The organism is Rhodobacter sp. P1_C2 (genome assembly GCF_056406375.1).
Genome location: NZ_JBFUAG010000008.1, coordinates 80,271 through 102,753, shown reverse-complemented (window position 1 = coordinate 102,753; position 22,483 = coordinate 80,271). Strand labels below are relative to the sequence as shown.

General features: G+C 67.3%; 16 protein-coding genes. 5 read left to right on the top strand and 11 right to left on the bottom strand.

The genetic code is table 11. From position 1 onward, the window contains the following. Positions 1-20: 20 nt before the first annotated feature. The 5 genes from AC1DZT_RS15290 to AC1DZT_RS15270 all read right to left on the bottom strand — a co-directional run bounded on the left by AC1DZT_RS15290 (position 21) and on the right by AC1DZT_RS15270 (position 10,540). Positions 21-6,467 carry a YDG domain-containing protein gene (locus AC1DZT_RS15290; protein WP_478007507.1) on the bottom strand — a complete coding sequence of 2,149 codons (6,447 nt, stop codon included), beginning with the start codon at positions 6,465-6,467 and terminating at the stop codon, positions 21-23. A gap of 84 nt (positions 6,468-6,551) precedes the next feature. Beyond that, positions 6,552-7,157, bottom strand: coding sequence for an invasion associated locus B family protein (locus tag AC1DZT_RS15285; RefSeq protein ID WP_478007506.1), 606 nt, complete (start codon positions 7,155-7,157; stop codon positions 6,552-6,554). A gap of 1 nt (position 7,158) precedes the next feature. Further along, positions 7,159-8,946 carry a ShlB/FhaC/HecB family hemolysin secretion/activation protein gene (locus AC1DZT_RS15280; RefSeq protein WP_478007505.1) on the bottom strand — a complete coding sequence of 596 codons (1,788 nt, stop codon included), beginning with the start codon at positions 8,944-8,946 and terminating at the stop codon, positions 7,159-7,161. A 224-nt stretch (positions 8,947-9,170) separates the two neighbouring features. Beyond that, positions 9,171-9,932 carry a DUF1684 domain-containing protein gene (locus tag AC1DZT_RS15275; protein ID WP_478007504.1) on the bottom strand — a complete coding sequence of 254 codons (762 nt, stop codon included), beginning with the start codon at positions 9,930-9,932 and terminating at the stop codon, positions 9,171-9,173. After that, positions 9,929-10,540, bottom strand: a complete 612-nt coding sequence (locus AC1DZT_RS15270; protein ID WP_478007503.1) for a phosphatase domain-containing putative toxin — start codon at positions 10,538-10,540, stop codon at positions 9,929-9,931. The genes AC1DZT_RS15275 and AC1DZT_RS15270 overlap by 4 nt, the downstream gene beginning before the upstream one ends. Positions 10,541-10,861: 321 nt before the next feature. Between AC1DZT_RS15270 and AC1DZT_RS15265 the strand changes: the two genes are divergently transcribed. Next, positions 10,862-11,266: a Rid family hydrolase gene (locus AC1DZT_RS15265; RefSeq protein WP_478007502.1), complete on the top strand. Its 405-nt coding sequence runs from the start codon at positions 10,862-10,864 to the stop codon at positions 11,264-11,266. A gap of 10 nt (positions 11,267-11,276) precedes the next feature. Beyond that, positions 11,277-12,056, top strand: coding sequence for a glucosamine-6-phosphate deaminase (nagB, locus tag AC1DZT_RS15260; protein WP_478007501.1), 780 nt, complete (start codon positions 11,277-11,279; stop codon positions 12,054-12,056). Here nagB and AC1DZT_RS15255 read toward each other — a convergent pair. The 6 genes from AC1DZT_RS15255 to AC1DZT_RS15230 form a co-directional block, all read right to left on the bottom strand. After that, entirely contained in the window at positions 12,014-12,766 is a 753-nt protein-coding gene (locus AC1DZT_RS15255; protein WP_478007500.1) for a copper homeostasis protein CutC, read from the bottom strand. The genes nagB and AC1DZT_RS15255 overlap by 43 nt on opposite strands. After that, positions 12,763-13,989, bottom strand: a complete 1,227-nt coding sequence (locus AC1DZT_RS15250; RefSeq protein WP_478007499.1) for an MFS transporter — start codon at positions 13,987-13,989, stop codon at positions 12,763-12,765. The genes AC1DZT_RS15255 and AC1DZT_RS15250 overlap by 4 nt, the downstream gene beginning before the upstream one ends. Before the next feature lie 2 nt (positions 13,990-13,991). Further along, on the bottom strand, positions 13,992-15,425 hold the full coding sequence (locus AC1DZT_RS15245; protein ID WP_478007498.1) for a M81 family metallopeptidase: 1,434 nt from the start codon (positions 15,423-15,425) through the stop codon (positions 13,992-13,994). A gap of 60 nt (positions 15,426-15,485) precedes the next feature. Next, complete coding sequence (locus AC1DZT_RS15240) at positions 15,486-17,387, bottom strand: beta-N-acetylhexosaminidase (protein ID WP_478007497.1); 1,902 nt, start codon at positions 17,385-17,387, stop codon at positions 15,486-15,488. Positions 17,388-17,394: 7 nt separating this feature from the next. Continuing rightward, positions 17,395-18,165: an SDR family oxidoreductase gene (locus tag AC1DZT_RS15235; protein ID WP_478007496.1), complete on the bottom strand. Its 771-nt coding sequence runs from the start codon at positions 18,163-18,165 to the stop codon at positions 17,395-17,397. Between the two features lie 72 nt (positions 18,166-18,237). Then, positions 18,238-19,149: a MurR/RpiR family transcriptional regulator gene (locus tag AC1DZT_RS15230; protein WP_478007495.1), complete on the bottom strand. Its 912-nt coding sequence runs from the start codon at positions 19,147-19,149 to the stop codon at positions 18,238-18,240. Positions 19,150-19,339: 190 nt separating this feature from the next. On the opposite strand from AC1DZT_RS15230, the gene AC1DZT_RS15225 reads away from it, so the two are divergent. Genes AC1DZT_RS15225 through AC1DZT_RS15215 form a run of 3 tightly spaced genes read left to right on the top strand, consistent with a single transcriptional unit; the run spans position 19,340 to position 22,483 of the window. Continuing rightward, on the top strand, positions 19,340-19,846 hold the full coding sequence (locus AC1DZT_RS15225) for a hypothetical protein (protein WP_478007494.1): 507 nt from the start codon (positions 19,340-19,342) through the stop codon (positions 19,844-19,846). A gap of 2 nt (positions 19,847-19,848) precedes the next feature. Beyond that, positions 19,849-21,393 (top strand): M81 family metallopeptidase, encoded by a 1,545-nt coding sequence (locus AC1DZT_RS15220; RefSeq protein ID WP_478007493.1) that lies wholly within the window; start codon positions 19,849-19,851, stop codon positions 21,391-21,393. Position 21,394: 1 nt separating this feature from the next. Beyond that, positions 21,395-22,483: a D-TA family PLP-dependent enzyme gene (locus AC1DZT_RS15215; protein WP_478007492.1), complete on the top strand. Its 1,089-nt coding sequence runs from the start codon at positions 21,395-21,397 to the stop codon at positions 22,481-22,483.

Genomic DNA, 22,483 nt, shown 5'->3' with positions numbered 1-22,483 from the left:
TTGCCGCGCATTTTACGCAATCACGACGAGCGCAGCAGAACCTTGGTCGAGCCGAGCACCTGACCGACCTGTTCGAAGGCCACGCGGCGGCGCTCGGAATTGGCGCTGGAGCGCAAAAGCACCAGCTGGGTCGAGACGATGATTGCCGCGGCCTGGGCATTCGCCGCGGCCAGCCGGTCGTCCGAAATCGCGGTCAGCGGGCGCGAGGAGGACCGCACCGGGCCAGAGACCGAACGCGCAATCCGTTGATCCAGAACGGAAGAGGCATTGGCCAGCGCCAGGGCATGCAGCTGGCGGGCCGCATCCTCGAGTGCGGCGCGCACCTCGGAATATTCGCCGGTCGAGGAGAGCCCGTCCGCCACGGCCTGCAGCCGGTCCGACAGACAGTCGATGGCATATTCCTTCTGCACGAACTCGCGGCAGAAGCTGGTCCCGGCGTTGATCTCGTCCAGGATGGCCTGAGTCGTCTCGGTGTTGATGGTCTGCAGCACGTCGGAGGGCCCGGTCGGCTCGCCCAAGGGCGTCGTCGGGAAGGTGTCGAGGCTGCGGATCAGGATGGGCGGCGGCGGCAGGGTCGGGCTCGCCCCGATCGTGCCGGCCCCGGTGGCCGCGGTGGGCAGGATGTAGTTCGACAAGAGCGTCGCGCCGGTCGGGGTGAAATCGGCCGGGGCAAGCGTGGCCGAGACCTGCCGCGTGCCGGTATCGGCCGCGTCATAGGTGCCGGCGGTCTGGGTGACGGTCGCGCCCTCGCCCGCGATGAAGCCGTCGAGCAGGAAATTGGCGCTGGTCAGCACCGCATTGGTGGTGCCGTCGAAGGGTTTGGTCGGATTGCCGATGATCGAGGCGCTGAGCGCCAGACGGGTGATGGCACCATTGCCGGTGGCCGTGGTCGGCAGGATGTAGTTCGACAGAACCGTCGCCCCGGTGGCGGCAAAGTCGCCGGCGGCAAGGGCGGCCGTCACGGCATTGCTGTCCGAGGCATTGGGCGAGGCATAGTTGCCGGCGGTCTGGGTGACCGTGGCGCCCTCGCCCGCGATGAATCCGGTCAGCTGGAAGTTGCTGGCGAGCAGGGTCGCAATGTCGGTGCCATCATAGGCCTTGGTGGGCGTGCCGATGATCGCGGCGCTCAGCGCAAGTTGGGTGATGGCGCCATTGCCCGTGGCCGTGGTCGGCAGGACGTAGTTCGACAGCAGGGTCGACCCGGTCGCAGTGAAATCGCCCGCGCCAAGGGAGGCGGTGACCGCGTTGGTGGCCGAGGCGTTTGGGGAGGCATAGGTGCCGGCGGTTTGGGTGACCGTGGCGCCCTCGCCTGCGATGAAGCCGGTCAGCTGGAAGTTGCTGGCGAGCAGGGTCGCGACATCAGTACCGTCATAGGCCTTGGTGGGTGTGCCGATGATCGCGGCGCTGAGGGCAAGTTGGGTGATGGCGCCGTTGCCCGTCGCCGTGGTCGGCAGGACGTAGTTCGACAGCAAGGTCGAGCCTGTTGCGGTGAAATCTCCCGCGCCGAGGGTGGCGGTGACCGCGTTGGTCGCCGAGGCGTTGGGGGAGGCATAGGTGCCAGCGGTCTGGGTGACCGTGGCGCCCTCGCCCGCGATGAAGCCGGTCAGCTGGAAGTTGCTGGCGAGCAGGGTGGCGATGTCGGTGCCGTCATAGGCCTTGGTCGGCGTGCCGATGATGGCGGCGCTGAGGGCCAGTTGGGTTATCGCGCCGTTACCCGTGGCTGTGGTCGGCAGGATGTAGTTCGACAGGAGGGTCGCGCCGGTGGCGGTGAAATCTCCCGCGCCGAGGGTGGCGGTGACCGCGTTGGTGGCGGAGGCGTTGGGGGAGGCATAGGTGCCGGTGGTCTGGGTGACCGTGGCGCCCTCTCCCGCGATGAAGCCGGTCAGCTGGAAGTTGCTGGCGAGCAGGGTGGCGATGTCGGTGCCATCATAGGCCTTGGTCGGCGTGCCGATGATCGCGGCGCTGAGGGCCAGTTGGGTGATGGCGCCGTTGCCGGTCGCCGTGGTCGGCAGGACGTAGTTCGACAGCAAGGTCGAGCCTGTTGCGGTGAAATCTCCCGCGCCGAGGGTGGCGGTGACCGCGTTGTTGGCGGAAGCGTTGGGGGAGGCATAGGTGCCGGTGGTCTGGGTGACCGTGGCGCCCTCACCGGCGATGAAGCCGGTCAGCTGGTAGTTGCTGGCGAGCAGGGTCGCGATGTCGGTGCCGTCATAGGCCTTGGTGGGCGTGCCGATGATCGCGGCGCTGAGGGCCAGTTGGGTGATGGCGCCGTTACCCGTGGCTGTGGTCGGCAGGACGTAATTCGACAGGAGGGTCGAACCGGTGGCAGTGAAATCGCCCGCGCCGAGGGTGGCGGTCACGGCGTTGGTCGCCGATGCGTTCGGCGAGGCATAGGTGCCGGTGGTCTGGGTGACCGTGGCACCCTCGCCCGCGATGAAGCCGGTCAGCTGGAAGTTGCTGGCGAGCAGCGTCGCCACATCAGTGCCGTCATAGGCCTTGGTGGGCGTGCCGATGATGGCGGCGCTCAGCGCAAGTTGGGTGATGGCGCCGTTGCCCGTGGCCGTGGTCGGCAGGACGTAGTTCGACAGCAGGGTCGAACCAGTCGCGGTGAAATCTCCAGCACCGAGGGTGGCGGTGACCGCGTTGGTGGCTGAGGCGTTGGGCGAGGCATAGGTGCCGGTGGTCTGGGTCACTGTGGCGCCCTCGCCTGCGATGAAGCCGGTCAGCTGGAAGTTGCTGGCGAGCAGGGTCGCGATGTCGGTGCCGTCGTAGGCCTTGGTGGGCGTGCCGATGATGGCGGCGCTGAGGGCCAGTTGGGTTATCGCGCCGTTGCCGGTGGCCGTGGTCGGCAGAACGTAGTTCGACAGGAGGGTCGAACCGGTCGCGGTGAAATCGCCCGCGCCGAGGGTGGCAGTGACCGCGTTGGTGGCCGAGGCGTTGGGTGAGGCATAGGTGCCGTTGGTCTGGGTGACCGTGGCGCCCTCGCCCGCGATGAAGCCGGTCAGCTGGAAGTTGCTGGCGAGCAGGGTCGCCACATCAGTACCGTCATAGGCCTTGGTCGGCGTGCCGATGATGGCGGCGCTGAGGGTGAGTTGGGTGATGGCGCCATTGCCCGTGGCCGTGGTCGGCAGGACGTAGTTCGACAGCAGGGTCGAGCCGGTGGCAGCAAAGTCTCCCGAGGCCAGGGTGGCGGTGACGGGATTGCTCGCCGCGGCATTGGGCGTGGCGAAGGTGCCGGTGGTCTTGGTCACCGTCGCCCCCTCACCCGTGATGAAGCCGGTCAGGGTGAAGTCCGAGGCCTGCAGCGTCGCCACATCGGTGCCGTCATAGGCCTTGGTGATCGTGCCGAGGGAGGCGCTCAACTGCAGGGGGTTGATCACCAGCGTGGCGGTATCGCTCTGCACGATGGCGTAGTTGCTGCTGTTCACCGTCGTGCCGCTCGCCGAGACGGTATAGGTCGCGGCATTGATCCCGCTTCCGTCGCCGCCGGCATAGCTGAAGGTCGGGCCGGCGGTGATCAGGGCCGCGGTATCCCCGGCCACGAAGCCCGAGAAGGTCACGGCGCCCGTGTAAAGGCCCACGCCATCGTAATCCTTGGTCTCGTCGGCGAGGAGCACGCTCAGCGTCGCCTGGTCGACCTGCAGATCGCCTTGGTTGACCGTAACACCTGTCAGGGTTGGGCCGGGCGCGCCGGTCGCGTCGGGCAGGCTATTCACCGCCGTGATCAGGCCGCCCAGATAGGTGCCGGCATTGGCAAAGCCATTGGTGAAGGTGACGACGGAAGTGTCGATCGTCGCCGGATCGACCGAAAAGCCGAAGGCGGCGGCAGAGACATCCACCCCGCCGACCTGCACCGAAACGGCGGGGGCGACGAAGGTGTCGCCGTAGGTCTGGGTGACCGAACCCACCGTCACCACCGGCGTCACCCGGTAGATCAGGCCATTGCCGCTGCCCGGCAGGGCCAGCGGGTCGAAACTCGTGCCATATTGGATGAAATTCGGCGTCAGCACGCCCAGGGTGCCGCTGTCGGCATCGGGCCTGTTGGAGAACAGGAGCCACCGCCCCTTCATCGTGCCGATGGCCGAAGCCCCGGCATCGTTCTGCAGATTCCCGCCCGAGGCGAGGATCAGGTCGCCGCCGCCAAGGTTGGAATAGGCAAAGCCCGAATCCAGCTGCAGATCGCCGCCGGTCTGGACGGTGAGCGTGCCCGCCGTGGTGACGCTGCCGCATTCGCAGCTGCTGGTCGCGGTGGTGCCGGTCAGCAGAAGCGAGGCGCCCGCCGTCGTGTCGGTCTGGGTCACCGTCACATTGCCGCCTTCGGTATCGGCCGCTAGCATCGCCACATCCAGCGTGCCCGCGGAACCCGGGCCCGGGAAGACCGAGACGTTCTGGTCGAAGTTGAAAGCGGTGATCGCCACATCGGCGCCCGAGATCACGCCGCTCGCCGTGGCATGGCCGATCCAGGCCTCGACATTGCCGCCCAGGGTGCCGGGTTGCAGGCTGAGGTCGCCATGCGAGATCACCGTGATCGCGCCGGAGCGGTCGCCGAGGCTCTGCGTGACGCCGAAGCGGTCCAGTGACCCATGGCCGATCATCGCATATTGGTTGAAGGCCCCGGAGGCCGAACTGCCCGACAGCTCGATGCCGTTCTGCGCCTCGACCGTGATTGCGCCGGTGGCGCTGACGGTGGACCCGCTGCCGACATCGGCGAAATTCATCCCGATATGGCCGATCTGCGCGCCGTCATCGGTCGAACTGCCGGCAAGCAGGTTCACCACGCCGGTCGAGCGCAGGACGATGTCGCCGCTGGCCGTCTCGCCCGGGATCATGTTGGTGACGTTGAAGCCAAGCTGCGAATAGCCCGAGCCGCCGCCGATCGCGCCGCCGCTGGCGAAAAGCCGGGTTGCCCCGGTCATCGAGCCGACAGCCACATGGTTGAAGCCGCGCAGCTGCGGCGTGATCAGGAAGGAACCCGAGGCGTTCACCGTGGCGCTGCCGGTCGCGCCGTTGACCGTATAGGCGGTGCCATTGGCCTGACCGAACAGCGTGGTGGTCGCCAGATCGGCGTTGAGGAAAGGCGTCGGGTTGAAGGTCGTGGTCGAGGTCAGCCCGTTCCAGCCGGCCACCACGTTGACATCGCCGCCGATCACGCCATCGCCCTGCGCATTCTGCACCGAGGCGAAGAAGATCACGTCGCCGCGCGCCAGAAAGGTCAGATCGAAGTCCGAGGAGTAGTTCAGCTCGCTGGACACGAGGATGGTGCCCGCCTCTGTCGCGGCGCCATTGGTCTGGACGATCACGTTCTGCGTCGCAAGCGCGGTGATCAGGCTGGATGTGGTGATCGCCGAAGCACCGCTGAGAATGACCGAGTTGTTGTCGGTCACCTCGAGGTTGCGCGGGTCGATCAGGAGGGTGCCGCCCTCGGTATCGACCGAGCCGGTGAAGCTGAGGTCTTCGCCCGAAACCTCGACAAAGCCGCCCTCGCCGCCCTTGGCGAAGATCTGGCCGTCAAAGGTGGTGGTGCCGGTGGAGGTGACCTGAACCGTGCCGCCTTGTGTGCCCGAGGCGTCGATCAGCCCCGAAAGATCGACCACCTTGCCATGGGCTATGACCGTGCCGCCCGTGCCGTCGCCGTTCTTCGCCTTGACCGGCTTGTCGACCTTGAGCGTGCCGGTGTCGCCGGCGGTCAGGAAGATCTTGCCCTTGACCTTGGCCACACCCGTCGCCTCGATCGTGCCCTTGGTATTGCCGGCCAGGGCATAGACATTACCGCCATTGGCGCGCAATTCGGCCGCCGCGGCGCGGATCGTGCCGCTCTCGCTGACCGAAGTGTCATCGCCGCCGATCTTGACCGAGAAGAGCCCGTCATCGACGGCGGCGTCGCGCATCAGGATCTCGCGGCCCGCGACCAGACCGACCGTGCCGTTGGGCGCGGTGATCGTGCCCTCATTGACCACATGCCGCGCCAGAAGCGCCACATCGCCGCCCATCGAGGAGACCTGGCCGAGGTTGACGACATAGGCCGCCGACTCGCCCGCAAAGGTCGTATCGCCACCGTCCAGCAGGTCGCTGTCCGACATGTCCAAGGTCGTCGCCACAAAGCGCCCGCCGGTGTTGATCACCCCGGTCTTGCCCACCACGATGCCATTGGGGTTGACGAGATAGACCGAGCCCGTCGCCGACAGGCTGCCCATGATCGCCGACAGATCGCCGCCCGTCACCCGGTTCAGCGTCGCCCCGCTGCCATTGTTGACCTGAACCCCGAAGCCCTGCCCGATCGAGAAGCTGCCCCAGTCGACGATGCCATACTGGCTGGCCTGCTGCATCAGAAGCTGGGTCGGCGACGGGTTGGACACGGTGACATCGCCTGCCACCACCGTCGGACTGGTCGGCAGATCCTGCGCGTAAAGCGCGCTCGGCAGGAAGGCGGCGCCAAGAAGATAAGCGGCGAGCAGGTTTCTTTGCGACATCACGAGCCCTCGACGGGTTTAAAGTCAGGTATTAAATTCGCAGTCCAAGTCTCGGCAAAGGTTAATGAATTGCCGGGCGTCGTCTCATTTCGCATTGGCGTCCAGCGCCGCCATCGCCGCGGTGAACCCGTCGAGCGAGACGGGCACCACGATCTTCTTCTGTCCGGCCAGTGCTGTGAAGCTGACATTGGCCGAGGGCACCGCCTTCAGCCGGGTCCAGAGATCGGCGCTGCCATCGGAATCGGCGATGCAGCCCTGCGGCGCGCAGGTCAGATAGGTCAGCTGCAGAAGATCCTCCTGCGGGCGCGGCGCCGTGGCATCGGCCCCGGCGGCGGCGGGCTGGTCAAGGCTGATCGTCACACCGGCGCGCAGCGCCACATCGGTCGGCACCTGCAGGGCCAGCCGCGCCGCCTTGGCCCCCGGCGGGGTGCCGATGGTGAAGGCCAGCAAGGGATGCATCTGGCCGTCCTGGCCTTTCAGGTTCAGCCGCGTCGTCATCTGGCAGAGCGGCTTCGCCGGCGAGCCATCGGCCTGGGGCACCACATTGCAGGCCACCGTCCAGGCGCCATAGGTCGCCGTGGTCGCGGTCGGCGGCGCCGTATCGGCCAGCACCGCCCCGCCCGCCGCCAGCGTCACGGCCAGCACCGGCCCCGTCATCTTCAAAAGCATCGCGATCTTCCCGAATTCCATCTCAGAACCTCGCCGTCAGCTGCACGGCCAGCGAGGTGTCGCCCGAAGGCGTGGTGCCCGCCGAGGTCAGGGCCCTGGCCAGATCCATCTTGGCCACGAAATTCTCACCCACCGAGAATTCGCCGCCGATCCCCACCGCCGCCATATGTTCGACCGGCGAGACCTGCACCCCGCCCAGGGTCACCTTGTCGGCAAGGCCGAAATCGGCAAAGACATGCGGGCGGAACTGGCCCAGCGCCTTGCCCATCGGCACGCTGTAGGGGGCGGCGCGGTATTCGACGCTGACCCAGGCGCCCGATTGCGTCGGCACCGCGTTGGAGGGATAGCCCCGCACCGTCGCATCGCCGCCAAGCGACAACTGCTCCAGCGCGTGCAATTCGTCGGGCGAATATTGCATCCCCAGACGCAGCGCCACGGCGCGGTCCTTGTCGATCGCGATCTCCTGCGCCATCGAGGCCTTGAAATAGGCAAAGCTCTTGTCCGCCGCCCCCTCGGTCTGCGAACGCCCGCCGGTCAGCGACAGTTCGAAATTGCCATGGGTGGACTTGCCGAAGATCTGCCCGTTCAGCGCCGAGCGCAGGCCAAGCTGCAGGTGTTCGAGGTCGGTCTTCTCGCGCCCGAAGGCGAGGACGCCGCCGAGGTACTGGGTGCGGTCGTAGGTATTGGCGGCAAAGCCGACGAAAACCTCCGGCACCAGCGTCCAGGTCCCGGGCTTGCGCGGCAGCGGGAAGGCAAGCTCGGCGGTAAAGCCATTGGTCGTGGTCGAAGAGGTGATCGGCCCGTCGGGCACCGAATAGCTGGAGATGTGGCTCAGCCCGAGGGTCGTCTTCATCCGCAGCCCGTTGGAGAAGGTGACCGGGATGAAATAGCTCAGCGCATGCGAGAGATAGCCCTTGTCGTGCTGCGTGTCCCAGATGTCGCCATGGCCAAGGCTGTCGGGCGACATGTTCAGCTGGTAGGACAGCTGATGGTCCTGCCAGGGCAGCGCCGACATGTTGAAGCCGGTGAAGATGCGCTCCTTGCCGGTGTCATCGGTGCCCGAGTTCGAGATGCCGGCATAGCCCGACCAGGGCCGCCCGTTCTGCACCTGAAGCGTCAGCCTGGTGCTGTCTGGCGCGCTGCCCGGCTCGAAGACCACCGCGACATGGCGGAAGGGGTTGAGGTTCAGCCAGTTCACATCCTCGAGCAGGGTCGCGGTATTGACCTCCTGCCCCGGACGGACCCGGATCTGGCTTGCGACATAGCCCTGCGCCCCGGCCTTGGCGCCGGCCACCTCGGTCGCCTGCAGGACGAAGGTGTTGACGTTGACCTGCAGGACGCCCGAGGTCACCTCCTGCGGCGGCACGGTCACCTGCACCAGCGAGCGGCCATTGTCGCGGTAGTATTTGGTGATGTCGGTCTCGATCGCGCCGATGACCTTGTAGGACAGGGGCTGGCCGATGTATTTCTGCAGGATGCTCTTGAAGCCCGCCCCCTGCGCGGTGGGTCCGGCCAGCGCGGTGCTGACCCCCGCCCCGGATTTCGCCCGCGCCTTCGGCCCGTTGGCATGGGCATCGACGATCATCAGGCCAGAGAGATCGACGCCGAAGGGCGTCGGGTCGGTCAGGCGGTTTTCAAGGGCGCTCGCGCTCAGCGTCGTGGTCTGCGGGCCGTGCAGCACCGGGGCGGGGTGGGTCTCCAGCCCCTGGGCCTGCGCAAGTCCGGCGCTCACCAGGACCGCGACCGCGCCGGACAACGCCGGACCGATCAATTCCCTGCGATAGAGCGTGACAAAGGTCTCTGCGGCCATGAGCTTTCCCTGAAGTCGCGAATGTCTAACAAGTCTTAACGCATAAATTCAAAATCCAAAGAGGATGATTGCGCGATTGTGCCAAAGGCGGGGACAATCACGCTTTACTCACGCTGGTGTAACGCAGGTGAGAGGGCGGCGCGCGCCCGATCAAAGCGGCGGATCGGGCTGCGGGACGCCTGCGCCCGGCTGGCAGGCGAATCGCGCGCCGGGCGGGGGACGGGTCAGCCGGGCTTGCGTTCGCCCGCACGAACCGCGAAGGGCAGCCGGTTTTCCGGCGGCGGCAGCGGGCAGATCGCGAAATCGGTGAAGGCGCAGGGCGGGTTGAAGGCGCGGTTGAAATCCAGCGTGATGCGGTCGCCGTCTGGCGCGCCGATCAGAAAGCGGCTGGCGGCATAGGTCTCCGGCCCCGAGGTGGCATCGCGGATCACGAACATCGGCTTGCCGGCCTTCCAATGCGTCGCAAGCAGGGTGACGGCATGGCCCGCATGGGTGAAATGCGCCCTATGGGTCAGCAGCACCTCGGTCGGCCCCGCGCCCTTCTGGTCGACCGCCTGGGCCTGGGGCGCATCCAGCACCTCCCAAGTCGCAGAGATCACCCAGGCCGGATCGAAGGGATAAAGGGTCAGGACCACGCTGCGCGGAATGGTCAGATCGCGCACGCGCAGGGCCGGCTGCCCCTCGACCGTGTGGAGTTCCAAAAGCAGATGCCCGACCTCCAGCATCGGATTGCCGCCCATCGCGGTGAAGTCCTGCACGCCTTCGGGAGTCTCCAGCCGCGCCGATGTGGCGCTGGCGGTCAGGGTGCCCAGATGCGCCGGACCGACCGAGATCACGAGGTCATTGTCGGGCGCCGAACCCAACCTCTGCGGCCCGGGCCCGATCTCGACCCGGTCGGTCAGGTTCAGCCAGCCGTCCATCGCCATGAGGCCTTGCAGCCGCTCGCCCTTCCAGGCGGCATGGGCCTGCGCGTCAAAACCTGTCATGACTCGATCCGGTCGCGCAGGTCGGCCAGATCGACCCGGCGCAGGTAGCGCGGAATGTTGCTCCAGATCGGGTGAAAGCCGTAGCCGCCCTCGATCAGCTCGTCGATGGCGGCCTGACGCGACCAGCCCTCGTAAAGGATGCGCCACAGCGCCACGATCAGCCCGGTGCGGTCGGCGCCGTGGCGGCAATGCACCAGCACCGGCCCCTCCTGCATCCCCGCCCGCAGCGCCCGGATCGCCAGCACCACCTTGGCGCCGTTCTGTTCGCCGACATGCCGTGTCTTCATCGGCACACGGCGGAGCACAAGCCTCGTACCCGCGGCCAGCGACTTGTCATCCAGCGTCTGGCGCAGCGACAAGACGCTGCGCAGGCCCATCGCCTCCAGCCCGGCAAAGCCCTGCGCATCGGGCTGCGAGGCGCGGTAAAGCTGCGGCGTCACCTGGTAGAAATTCGGCACCCCCGCCATATCGGGCTGCACACGCGGCGCCCAGGCAAGGGGCCGCACCTCGAAGGCCAGGCCCGGAATCGGCAGCAAAGAACTGGGCATGGCCGCCAGAAGCGATCTGCGGTTGAGCGCGGCAGGAAAAAACACACGGGCAGCGGGCATCAAGGCTCCTTTTCGGCCCTCAGGATGCGGGTAAATCGGCCAAAAAGCAAGACAGGCGCAGGATCGGGCCGCCCCTCGCCCCGGTTTTGCGGGCCGGTCGCCTGCTCTGCAGGCGTCAGGGGAGGGGCGCGGATGGGGCTGCGGTTGAAGGAAAGACCGGGCCGCGCCCTGCCCTATGGCGGTGACAGGCCGGCGCCGTGGGTCCGCCTTCGGCGCCATGAAATAGAATTACAGAAGTTTCGGCCAATCCCTGCGGATACGCTTGATAGAGGCCCGCATCTGCGGGTATCATGAAAAAAATTACCGAACTGGAGCTTTCCCATGGCCGAACCGACCGCAGAGACCCGTCTGATCCGCTATGGCATCGCCGATGCGCAGGCCGGCGGGCAGAAGCGCCCCTTCGCCAAGGCGGTGCGGGCGGGGGATTATGTCCATGTCTCGGGCCAGGTGCCGACCGTCGATGGCGAGGTCGTCCTCGGCGGCATCGTCGCCCAGACCGAACAGGTGATCGAGAATATCAAGGCCGTGCTGGCCCTGGCCGGCTGCGGGCTGGAGGATGTGATCAAGGTCACCTGCTGGCTGGATGATCCGCGCGACTTCTCCAGCTTCAACGCGGTCTTCGAGCGTCATTTCGCGGCGCATCCGCCGGCCCGCTCCACCGTGCAGTCGCGGCTGATGGTCGATGCCAAGGTCGAGATCGACGCGCTGGCCTGGAAACCGCTGTAAGGAACCCGCCATGAAAGTTCTGATCCAGCGCGATGCCGCAACGGCGGTCGATTGTGTCGCCGGGCTGATCGCGGCGCGGCTGCGGCGGGTGCCGGCTTCGGTTTTGGGGCTTGCGACCGGCGGGACGATGGAATCGGTCTATGCGCGGCTGATCGCCCTGCATCAGGCGGGGCAGGTCAGCTTTGCCGGGGCGCAAAGCTTCAACCTCGATGAATATGTCGGCCTCGCCCCGGATCACCCCTGTTCCTACTGGCGCTATATGCGCGCGCAACTTTTCGACCATGTCGACCTGCCCGCCGCAGCCGCCCATCTGCCGCGCGGCGATGCGCCCGACCCCGAGGCCGAGGCCGACCGCTACGAGGCCGCCATCGTGGCCGCCGGCGATATCGGCCTGCAACTGCTCGGCCTTGGCGCCAATGGCCATATCGGCTTCAACGAGCCGACCTCCAGCCTCTCCTCCCTGACCCGGATCAAGACGCTGACCCGCTCGACCCGCGCCGCCAATGCCCGCTTCTTCAGCAATCCCGAGGAGGTGCCGCGCCTGGCCATCACCATGGGCATCGGCACGATCCTGCGGGCCGAAGAGGTGGTGCTGCTGGCGCATGGCGCGGGCAAGGCCGCCGCGGTGGCCGCGATGGTGGAAGGCCCGCTTTCCGCCGCCTGCCCCGCCTCGGCGCTGCAACTGCACCGCAAGGTGACGGTGGTGCTGGATCAGGAGGCCGCAAGCCAACTGGCGCTGCGCGACTATTACGAGGATGTCCACCCCGAGGGCCGCGACGCCGCGATCTGATCCAGTGCCGCACGCAGGGCGCGCACGGCCCCGGCATCGGTGCCGCGCGCCCCTGGCGGCTGAAAGCCGAAGCTTGTGATGCGGGCATCTGCGGGCGCGGCGAGGGGGGCCGAACAGGAGGCGTGGATCTCTGTCAGCGGCAGGTGGGCCGCGAAAGCCGCGGCATTGCCGGCATTGACCCCACCGCCCGGCATGACGACCAGCCCGGGGCGGACCATATCCGCCAGCCGCGCGATCCCCGCCAGCGCCGACAGCGCCCCGCCCGAGGACAGGACGCGCTTGATCCCCAGGTCCGCACAAAGCGCCATCGCCTCGGCGACATCGGGCACCAGATCGATCGCGCGGTGGAGGGTGATATCAAGGCCGTCCGCCGCAGCCACCAGGTCGGACAGCACCGCGCCATCCAGCCGCCCATCCGAAAGGGAGGCCCCGATCACCACGCCCGCCAGCCCCGCGGCGCGGGCGGCGGCGATCTCGGCGCGCATCGCGCGGACCTCGGCGCCGCTCCAGACGAAATCGCCGGCGCGGGGGCGGATCATCGCCAGCGCGGGCAAGGGTCCCTCGGCGGCCAGCGCCATCAACCCGGCCGAAGGTGTCAGGCCCCCCAGCGCCAAGGCCGCGCAAAGTTCGATCCGGTCGGCGCCACCCGCCGCCGCCGCGGCAAGCCCCGCCGCATCGTCGACGCAGATTTCCAGGGTGATCGCTGTCATGTCCGCCTCCGTTCCATGAAGAGGAGCAGGCTTGCGCCCAGGGTACCGCAGAGCCCGCTCAGCATCGCCGCGGCAGGATAGCCGCCAAGACTGGTGCCCAGCGCGAAGATGCAGGCGCCAAGCCCGCCGCCGGCAAAGGCATTGACCGCGATCAGCGAGGCGGAAAGGCCCGGCCGGTCGCGGATCATGTCCAGAAGATAGGTGATCGGCAAGGAGATCATCCCCGCCGCCGCCAGTCCGGCAAGACCGCTGGCCAGGTACACCTGCCAGGGCGCCGTGGCCCAGGCAATCGCGGTCAGGTAGCAAAGATACAGCCCCGCGCAGATCAGAAGCGCGCGGGGAATCGCCATCGTGCGGCTGACCCGGGTCCAGAAGACCATGAAGATCACCTCCAGCACGGCGACGAAGCCGACCAGAAAGCCCACATCCTCGGCCCGGCCCTGCGCCGAGCCGGTCACGATCAGCGGCAGCACGGTGCCGTTGGTGTTGAGCATCTGGCTGATCAGCGCGACGCCCAGCACCCGGACCAGAAGGCCCGGCTTCAGGATCAGCCCGATATCGGCCAGGGCGGCGCGCCGGGCGGGCGGCGCAGCGGGCATAGGTTCTGCCGGGTCGTCCCGAGTCCGGGGTGGCGCGTCAGGCTCCAGCCCGAAGGTCACGGTCAGACAGATGCCGCAGGCGACCAGCGCCGCGATGAGATAGGCCGCCATCATGCTGCTCTGCCCGCTCAGAACCAGGCCCACCACGCCGGGCATCACCACCCAGGACAGCGAAATCATCATCCGCATCAAGGCGTTGGAAATCCGCGCCTCCTCGGCGTCAAAGCGGGCGGAATGGGCGGAGACATTGCCGAAGAGCATCGAGTTGATCGAGTGGAACAGCGCCAGCGGCCCGAGCGTCGCCAGCGCGAAGGTCGGCACCGAGGGCAAGGCCCAGACCATGCCATAGCCGAAGATGCCAAAGAGGCTGACAAAGATCATCGGCCGCCGGTAGCTGCGGAACCGGTCCGAGATCATGCCGACGCCGATCGCCATGACCACATAGGCCAGCGATGAGGCGAGGGCCAGAACCGCGTATAGATGGTCGCTCATCCCCAGTTCGCGGATCGCGATCATCGATTGATAGGGCGAGGTGGCCGCCCCGGCAAAACCGTAGAGGAAGATCGCCGCCGCAGAGGCGCGCACCACCCGGTGCCGGCGCAGGATGTCCAGCCAGGGGCCCATGCTCAGGCCGGGAACCGGGCAGAGACTTGCGGCGCGGGCTCGAACTCGGCGCGGGCCTCGAAGGGCACGGTGCCGCGGGCGCGGTGCAGGTTGGTCAGGCGCGGGATGTCCTGATTGACCACACCATCGCTGAGCGCCATCAGGTTGGGATTGGCCAAGGGGGCGAGTTCCGGCGAGAGATAGCCCGATTTCACCACCAGAAGCCGCACCTTGGCCGGGTCGAGCCCGAGCGCCGCGAAATCGGACAGGTTGTGATAGGGCCTGCGCCGTGCGGCCAGAACCAGCGTGATGCCCTGAATGCGCACCACCGCCTGACGCTCGGCCAGACTGGCGCCTTCGGCCAGGCGGATCACCTCGGCCTCGGTCATCACCGCAACGCCCGAGGGGTCAAGGCTCGCCCCGATGGTGAGGGGCAGAAAAGCGCCCTCACCCGCCGCAAAGCAGGCCTCGACCGCGGGCCGGTCGGTGATGCCGGCCAGAAGCGCGCCCTGCCAGTTACGAGCGATCAGCGCGGCCAGAACATCGGCCCGGTCGCCGACGCCGCCGCCGGTCGGGTTGTCGCCGCTGTCGGCCAGGATGATCGGGGTGGTGGTCGTGGTGGCGGCGATGTCCAGCATCCGGTCCAGCGGCCCGGTCACCGGACCAAAGCGGAAGGCGTCGCGGGCGGCCCAGAAATCGCCCGCGATGCGGGCGGCGGCGGCTTTGGCGGAGGCCAGGTCGGTGCCGGTCACCACGGCGCAGGCGGTGGCGCGCGGCTCGTCGGCCCAGACATAGCCGATCATCAGATCGGTGCGCCAGACGCCCGGCCCCTCCAGCCCCGGCAGGGCGGCATAAAGGCTGCGGGCCGGCTCATCCTCGGTCGAGGACCGCTCGCCCGGCAGAAGCAGCGGCACCGGGACGCGCACCACGCCGGGCCGCGCCCCGGTTTCCAGCGCCTTCAGCAACATGCCATAGGCCGCAGCCATCGTCTCGCCCACGTCGATATGGGGGGCGGTGCGGTAGGCGGCGAAGATGTCGATCTGGTCGATGATCCGGGCCGAGACATTGCCATGCAGATCATAGCTGGTGGCGATCAGCATGTCGGGACCCACAGCTTCGCGGACGGCAGAGATCCAGTCGCCCTCGGCATCCCACATGCCTTCGACCTTCATCGCGCCATGCATCGCGAGATAGACCGCATCGAAGGGCTTGGCCGCCGCAAGCCTTTGCAGGAACTCGGCCTTCAGCGCCGCGTAGGTCGCGCGAGAGACCGGGCCGCCGGGCACGGCGCGGGCGTGCAGGAAGGGGGCCACCTCCGCCGGGTGGCTTCCGAGGAAGGCGAAATAGTCGTGCGCGGTCAGCTCCGCCCCGCGCAGCACGCGGAAGTCTTCGACCTGCATCAGGACGGGGGAATAGGTCGAGCATTCGGTGTGGATGCCGCCAACGGCGATGCGCATGGGTTTGTCTTTCGGAAAGGTCAGGATGGCAGGGGCAGCGAAATGCCCCTGCCCTTGCGGTCACAGTTTCGGATGCAGCCGGACCTGGGCGGCAAAACGCAGCCAGTCCTTGTTGGCGCGCTCGGTCCAGGCGGCCTCGGCCACGGCGGAAAGGCGCGGGAAGACGAGGTCGTTGAACCAGTCCACGGTGGTGAAATGCTCCGACCAGATACAGGCCTGAACGCCGCGCATCCGGGGGCGCAGTTCTTCGGGGAAATCGCCCTCGGCCTCATAGGCATAGGTCTTTTCCGGCGGCACCGGCCCGGCCCAGCCGGCACCGTTTTCCAGCCAGTCCGGCCCCTGCACCATGTCAAGGTAATAGGCCTGACCCGGCGTCATCACCACGTCATAGCCTTCAAGCGCGAGGTCGATGCCCACTTGCGGGTTCTCCCAAGCCATCAGCAGCGTATCTTCCGGCGGCACGCCGCCACCATGCGCCACCTCGTTCCAGCCGACCAGAACCTTGCCGCGCGCGGTCAGCATGTCCTTGATCCGCTTGAGGAACCAGCTTTGCAGCTCGAAGGTGCCGGACAGGCCCTCGCGCTGCATCAAGACCCTGGCGCGCGGGCTTTGCAGCCAGGCATTGCGCGCCACCTCGTCGCCGCCGATGTGGAAATGGCGCGAGGGGAAGATTTCGCACAGCTCGTCGATGATGGTTTCAAGGACGGTGAAGGTTTCGGGGATGCCGGGGTTCCAGGAGTTGTTGGGAAAGCCCTGGACCGGGTAATAGCTGTTGGGCGTCTCGTCGGGATCGACGAGGAAGGGCAGTGCGGCCACCACGCAGGAGGCATGGCCGGGGGTCTCGATTTCCGGCATCACCTCGACGCCGAGGGCTTCGGCATGGGCCACCACGGCGCGCATCTGGTCTTGCGTATAGTAGCCGCCCGAGGTGTCCGGCCCGTCACCCAGCTGCGGCAGCATGGCGGGGGTGGCGGCGGACCGGTGGGCGCCAGCCTCGGTCAGGGCGGGATAGGCGCGGATCTCGGCGCGCCAGCCCTCGTCATCGGTCAGGTGCCAGTGGAACAGGTTCATCTTGTGCCAGGCCATCAGATCGACCACGCGCTTGACCTCATCGAAGCTCCAGAAATGGCGGGAGACATCGAGGTGGCAGCCGCGCCAGCCATAGCGCGGCGCATCGGTGATCTCTCCCGTGGCCGGGAACTGGAAGGCCTTGTCGGTGAAGGCGCCGTGCAGCATCTGGGCCAGCGACAGAAGGCCGAAACGGTGGCCGGCCGCGCTGCTGGCGGTCAGGGTGATCGTCTCGGCGAAGGTCAGGCGGTAGGCCTCGGGGGCGAGGGTCGCATCATGGGCAAAGGCAAGCGCGCGGCTGCCGGGGACCGCCGTCAGCTGAAAGAGCTTGCGCGCCGCCGGGAAGAGCCTTGCGTGCAGCGCGTCGATGGACAGCATCAGCCGTTTTTCGGCCAGCGAACTGGCGGGTGCTGCGTGGAGGAGAACCGGCGCCGCACCGGGCGTGGCGCTGATCGCATTGGGCCAGGGCAACAACGCGAAGGGCAGCGTCAGCCGCCCCTCGGGCAGGCGCGGCGGCGGCAGGGGCGGCGTGGCCGCATCATAGGTCAGATCGCCGACCTGCACCGGAAGGTAAGCGCCGCCCATCGTGACCCAGGCGCTTTTGGCCGCATCGTTGCGGTGGAAGGGCGAGCGGTTCAGCCCCTCGGCCCGCAGGGTCCAGCTGGCCCCGGGGGCGAGGCGGAAACCCTCGTGCGGGGCAAATTCGTGGAAATTCGCGGTGCGGCGCAACAGGCGGCCGCCTTCGATGAAATGCTCGGGCAGAACGCGGGTGATCGTCGTCACCGAAAGGGTGAAATCGCTGAGCACCGCCTCGGAGAGGTTGGTCAGACGCAGGGTCCAGGTGCCGGCGGGCGCAGGCTCCAGCGCCCAGTCATTTTCCAGAAACAGGGTCATGTTCGCCTCAGAAATCAGCGGATTGCGAGAAGGTGCGCGCGAGCGCGGGGATGCCCGCCGTCAGGCCGCAATCGACCGGCAAGCAGACGCCGGTGATGGCTTGCGCAAGGTCGGAGGCGAGGAAGCCCACCGCCTCGGCCACATCCTCGGCCCTTGCGATGCGGCCAAGCGGATAGTGCGAGGCGGCTTCGGTGAAGACATCGGGGTTGGCGGCGGCCCGCGCCTCCCAGGCCTGCGTGCGCACGGTGCCGGGGGCGACCGCATTGGCGCGGATGCCGAACTTGCCGTATTCCACCGCGATCTGCCGGGTCAGATGGATCATCCCCGCCTTGGCCGAAGAATAGGCCGGATGCCCGAAGACGCCCAATCCGTTGACCGTGGCGATGTTGATGAGCGCGCCCTGATGCGCCTTCAGCTGCGGGGCCAGCGCCGAGAAGACATAGAAGATCGCATCGAGGTTCAGCGCCCGGTCCGCCGTCCAATTCTCAACGGTGGTCGATTGCAGGCTGCCGGCCTGGGCGGCACCGGCATTGTTGACGAGGGTCCTGAGCGCGCCCATGCCCTCCACTTTCGCGGCGAAGCTGCGGCAGGCCTCGGGATCGGTCACGTCCAGCTGCACCGCCACGAAACCCGCGCCCAGATCGGCCGCCGCCCGGCTCGCGGCAGGCAGGTCGCGGTCGGCCAGCACCACCACATCATGATCCGCCCGCAGACGGCGCGCGATGGCCCGCCCGATATCCCCGGCCGCCCCGGTCACAATGGCAAGACGTTGCCCCATGGGTCACTTCCTTTGCGGCATGTCAAAATCCGAAAGCCGGGGCTGCCGCCTGCGCCCCCGCCCTCGCAGAGGTCAGTCGCCCAAAAGCTGGCGGTCGTCGCCGTCGCGGTGCTTGACCAGTTGTTCCTTGATGCCGCGCAGGATGCGGGCCGCGCGGTCGCGGTCGGCATAGGCCACCAGATTGGCCAGGATGTCGACCGCCGCCAGAAAGGCGAACCGGGTGGAGGAGGCGCGGAAGATGTTCTTGCCCTCGGGCAGATCGACCGCGATCACCACATCCGCCGCCTCGGCCACCGGCGAGCCGCTTTGCGTCAGCGCGATGGTCGGGATCCCCCGGTCGCGCAAGAGGCCAAAGCAGCGCACCAGTTCCAGATTGCGCCCGGTGAAGGAAGACCCGAAGACCACCGTGCCCGGCTGGGCCGCGGCGGCAAGCATCAGGCTCATCCCGTGGTCATTGCTGGCCGAGATGCGCAGGCCAAAGCGGAAGAGCCGGTTCTGCAGCTCGTTCACGATCATCGAGGAATTGCCGCCCGAACCGAAGGCATAGATCATGTCGGCCTTGTTCAAGAGGCCCACCGCCGTCTCGACCGCCGCAAGGTCAAGCCCGCGGTGCATCTCGAACAGGGCGTTCTGCGCCTTGGTGACGATATCCTCGGCCACCTCGACCGCGTTGGAGGTCACCGACTCGGGCTTCAGGTACCGCAGCCCGACATAGGTGCTGCGGGCCAGCTGCACCTTGAAATCCGAAAAGGAGACGCAGCCGAGCCGCCGGCAGAACCGCGTCACGGTGGGAGGAGAGACCCCTGCCCTTTCGGCGATCTCGGTGATCGAGGCATTGGTGGCAAAGTTCACATCCGCCAGCACCGAAGCCGCCAGCCGCTTTTCCAGCGCAGAAAGCTTGCCCTCGGCATCGCCGAGCGCGATGATCAGGTTGGGCGCGGACTGCGATACAGGCTCGCGCGCGGGGTCCTCGGTTTTGATCATGGCGCTCCCGTCCGGCAAAAGGCCTGCACGCGGCCATCCGCCACGCTGCGCCCTGAAGTGATCGCTTGGTCCAGCATTTGGATGAATCCCGAAATTCATTTTCTTGCCACCTTGACATTTAGCCATATGAGGCCCGAATATTCCAGAAGATATGCAAGGGCACTGAAATTTTTTTCATGGGGCGCATGAAATGACGGCAGAGCGTGATCCGTTCAAGACTCCCTTCCCCGCGGAAGACACCGACCGCAACGCGATCTGGCAGATGCTGGTGCCGCGCGACATCGACGCTTTCGTCAGCGCCGATTGGGAGGCGGTGGCCGGCGACTTCATCGCGGAGAATTTCACCGGGATCAGCGGCAATTTTCAGGGCGATCCGGATGGCTACACCCTCGCCTTCCCGACGCTGGAGGCTTACCGGACCGAATGGCTGCGCCAGGCCGCCGACTTCGGCGCCGCCAAGGCCGCGGGCGCCTTTGCCGGCGATCCGCGCGACGGCATCTATGCCGCAACCCGGCTTGAGGTGATCGAGATCACCGGCGAGGCCGCCATGGTGCGCAAGAAGTTCGATGGCAGGCTCGCCAAGGCCGATGGCAGTTTCGACCGGATGAACTGGCAGACGCTCTACATCTGCCGCAAAGAGGACGGGCGCTGGAAAATCGCGGGGTTCGTCGGCTACCTGCCGCATATCAAGGAGTGATCATGTCCTCTCAGTCCTCGACCGCCCCGAACGCGAGCGCCCCGAACTCGTCCGCCCCGAAGCGGATCTTCGTTGCGGCCCTCGCGACGGAGACCAATACCTTTTCGCCGATCGCGATCGACCGCAAGGGCTTTGAGGATTCGCTTTATGCCGCGCCGGGCCAGCATCCGGTGACGCCGACGCTTTGCACCGCACCGATCCCGGTGGGCCGCAGGGTCTGCGCCGCCAAGGGCTGGACCCTGATCGAGGGCACCGCCGCCTGGGCAGACCCTGCGGGCCTTGTCGCGCGCACCGCTTACGAGGGCTTGCGGGACGAGATCCTGTCCCAGTTGCAGGCCGCCCTGCCGGTCGATGCCGTGGTTCTGGGCCTGCATGGCGCGATGGTGGCGCAGGGCTATCTCGACCCCGAGGGCGACCTTCTGACCCGGGTGCGCGCCATCGTCGGGCCGGATGTCCTCGTCTGCGCCGAGCTTGACCCGCATTCGCATCTGACCGCGAAACGGGTGGCGGCGGCGGATTTCTTCGTCGTCTTCAAGGAATTTCCCCATACCGATTTCGTCGACCGGGCCGAGGATCTCTGGCGCATCGCCGTGGACACGCTGGAAGGTCGAGTCAAACCGGTGATGTCGGTCTTCGACTGCCGGATGATCGACGTCTTCCCGACCTCGCGCCAGCCGATGCGCGGCTTTGTCGACCGGATGATGGCTTTGGAGGCCTCTACCCCGCGACTTCTGTCGCTGTCCGCCATTCATGGTTTCATGGCGGGCGATGTGCCGGAAATGGGCACCAAGATGATTGCCGTGACCGATGGCGATGCGGCCTTGGGGGCCGAAATGGCCGAACGGCTCGGGCGCGAGCTTTTCGCCAACCGGGGCCGCCACATGATGCCGCAGATCGACGAGAAGGTCGCGGTCGCGCAGGCGATGGCCGCACCGAAAGGTCCGGTGGTGATCGCCGACATGTGGGACAATCCCGGCGGTGGCACGGCCGGCGATGCGACGGTGATCCTGAAGGAGCTTCTGGCGCGCGGCGCGCGCGGCGTGGCGGTGGGCACGATCTGGGACCCGGTCGCGGTGCAGCTGTGCTTTGCCGCCGGCGAAGGGGCCGAGATGCTGCTCCGCTTTGGTGCCAAGTCGGCGCCCCTGACCGGCGAGCCCCTCGATGCCCTCGTCCGCATCCAGCGCCTCGCCCCCGAGGCCGAGATGAAGTTCGGCGAAAGCGTCGTGCCCTTCGGCCCGGCGGCGCGGATTGCCCTCTTGGATGCGGCAGGCGCGGAAACCGGGATCGAGGTCATCCTCAACACGGTGCGGGCGCAAAGCTATGACCCCTCGCTTTTCACCGCGCTGGGGATCGACCCTCTGGCGCAGAAGATCCTGGTGATCAAATCGACCAACCATTTCTATGCGGCCTTCCAGCCGATCGCGGCGGAGATATTGTATTGCTCGGCCGGCAAGCCCTATCCCAACGACCCGGCGACCAATCCCTACCGGCTGGTGCGACGCGATATCTGGCCGCGCAGCGCCGACCCTTTTGGCGAAGGCAACTGACATGGCATTTCCCTGGCCCGAGGTGGGCAGCCCGCTCAGCGACGTGATGACCCCGATGCCGGTGATCGACGAGGCGCGCCTTGCCGCCAACATCGCCCGGGCGCAGGACTATATGACGGCGCAGGGCCTGGCCTTCCGGCCCCATATCAAGACCCACAAGATACCCGCCGTGGCCCGACAGCAGGTGGAGGCCGGCGCCATAGGCATCAACTGCCAGAAGCTGACCGAGGCCGAGGTCTTTGCCGAGGCCGGCTTTGACGACATCCTGATCACCTACAACCTGCTGGGAGAGGCAAGGCTTCAAAGGCTCGCCGCGCTGAACGCGCGGATTTCGGCGCTGAAAGTCGTGGCTGACAGCGCCGTGACGGTGGCGGGGCTGGCATCCGCCTTCACCCCCGACCGCCCGCTGACCGTTCTGGTCGAATGCGACACCGGCGCCGGGCGCTGCGGCGTGCAAAGCCCGGCGGAGGCGTTCGCCCTCGCCCGCCAGATCGCAGCCGCGCCCGGTCTGCGCTTTGGCGGTCTTCTGACCTATCCCGCCACGGGCGGCGCGGCCCGGGTCGAGGCCTTCCTCGCCCAGACCATGACGCTGTTGCAGGCGGCGGGCCTGCCCTGCCCGATCCGGTCGAACGGCGGCAGCCCGGATCTGTGGAAGGCGCATCTGGTGCCCAGTGCGACCGAGCATCGCGCCGGGACTTACGTCTACAACGACCGCTCGATGGTGCGGGCCGGGGAATGCGGGCCGGAGGATCTGGCGATGCATGTGCTGGCCACCGTCGTCTCTTGTCCCACTCCGACGCGGGCGGTGCTGGATTGCGGGTCCAAGGCGCTGACCTCGGACCTTCTGGGCTTTGCCGATCATGGCGAGATCGAGGAGCTGCCCGGCGCGCGCATCGTCTCGCTCTCCGAGGAACATGCGGTGGTGGATCTGAGCGCCTGCACCGCGGCACGGCCCGTGGTTGGCGCAAGGGTCCGGGTCATCCCGAACCACACCTGCGTCATCAGCAATCTTTACGACCGGATGGTGTTTCACCGCGATGGCGTGGTGACACGGGTGGAAGACGTCGCCGCGCGCGGCACGGTCTGGTGA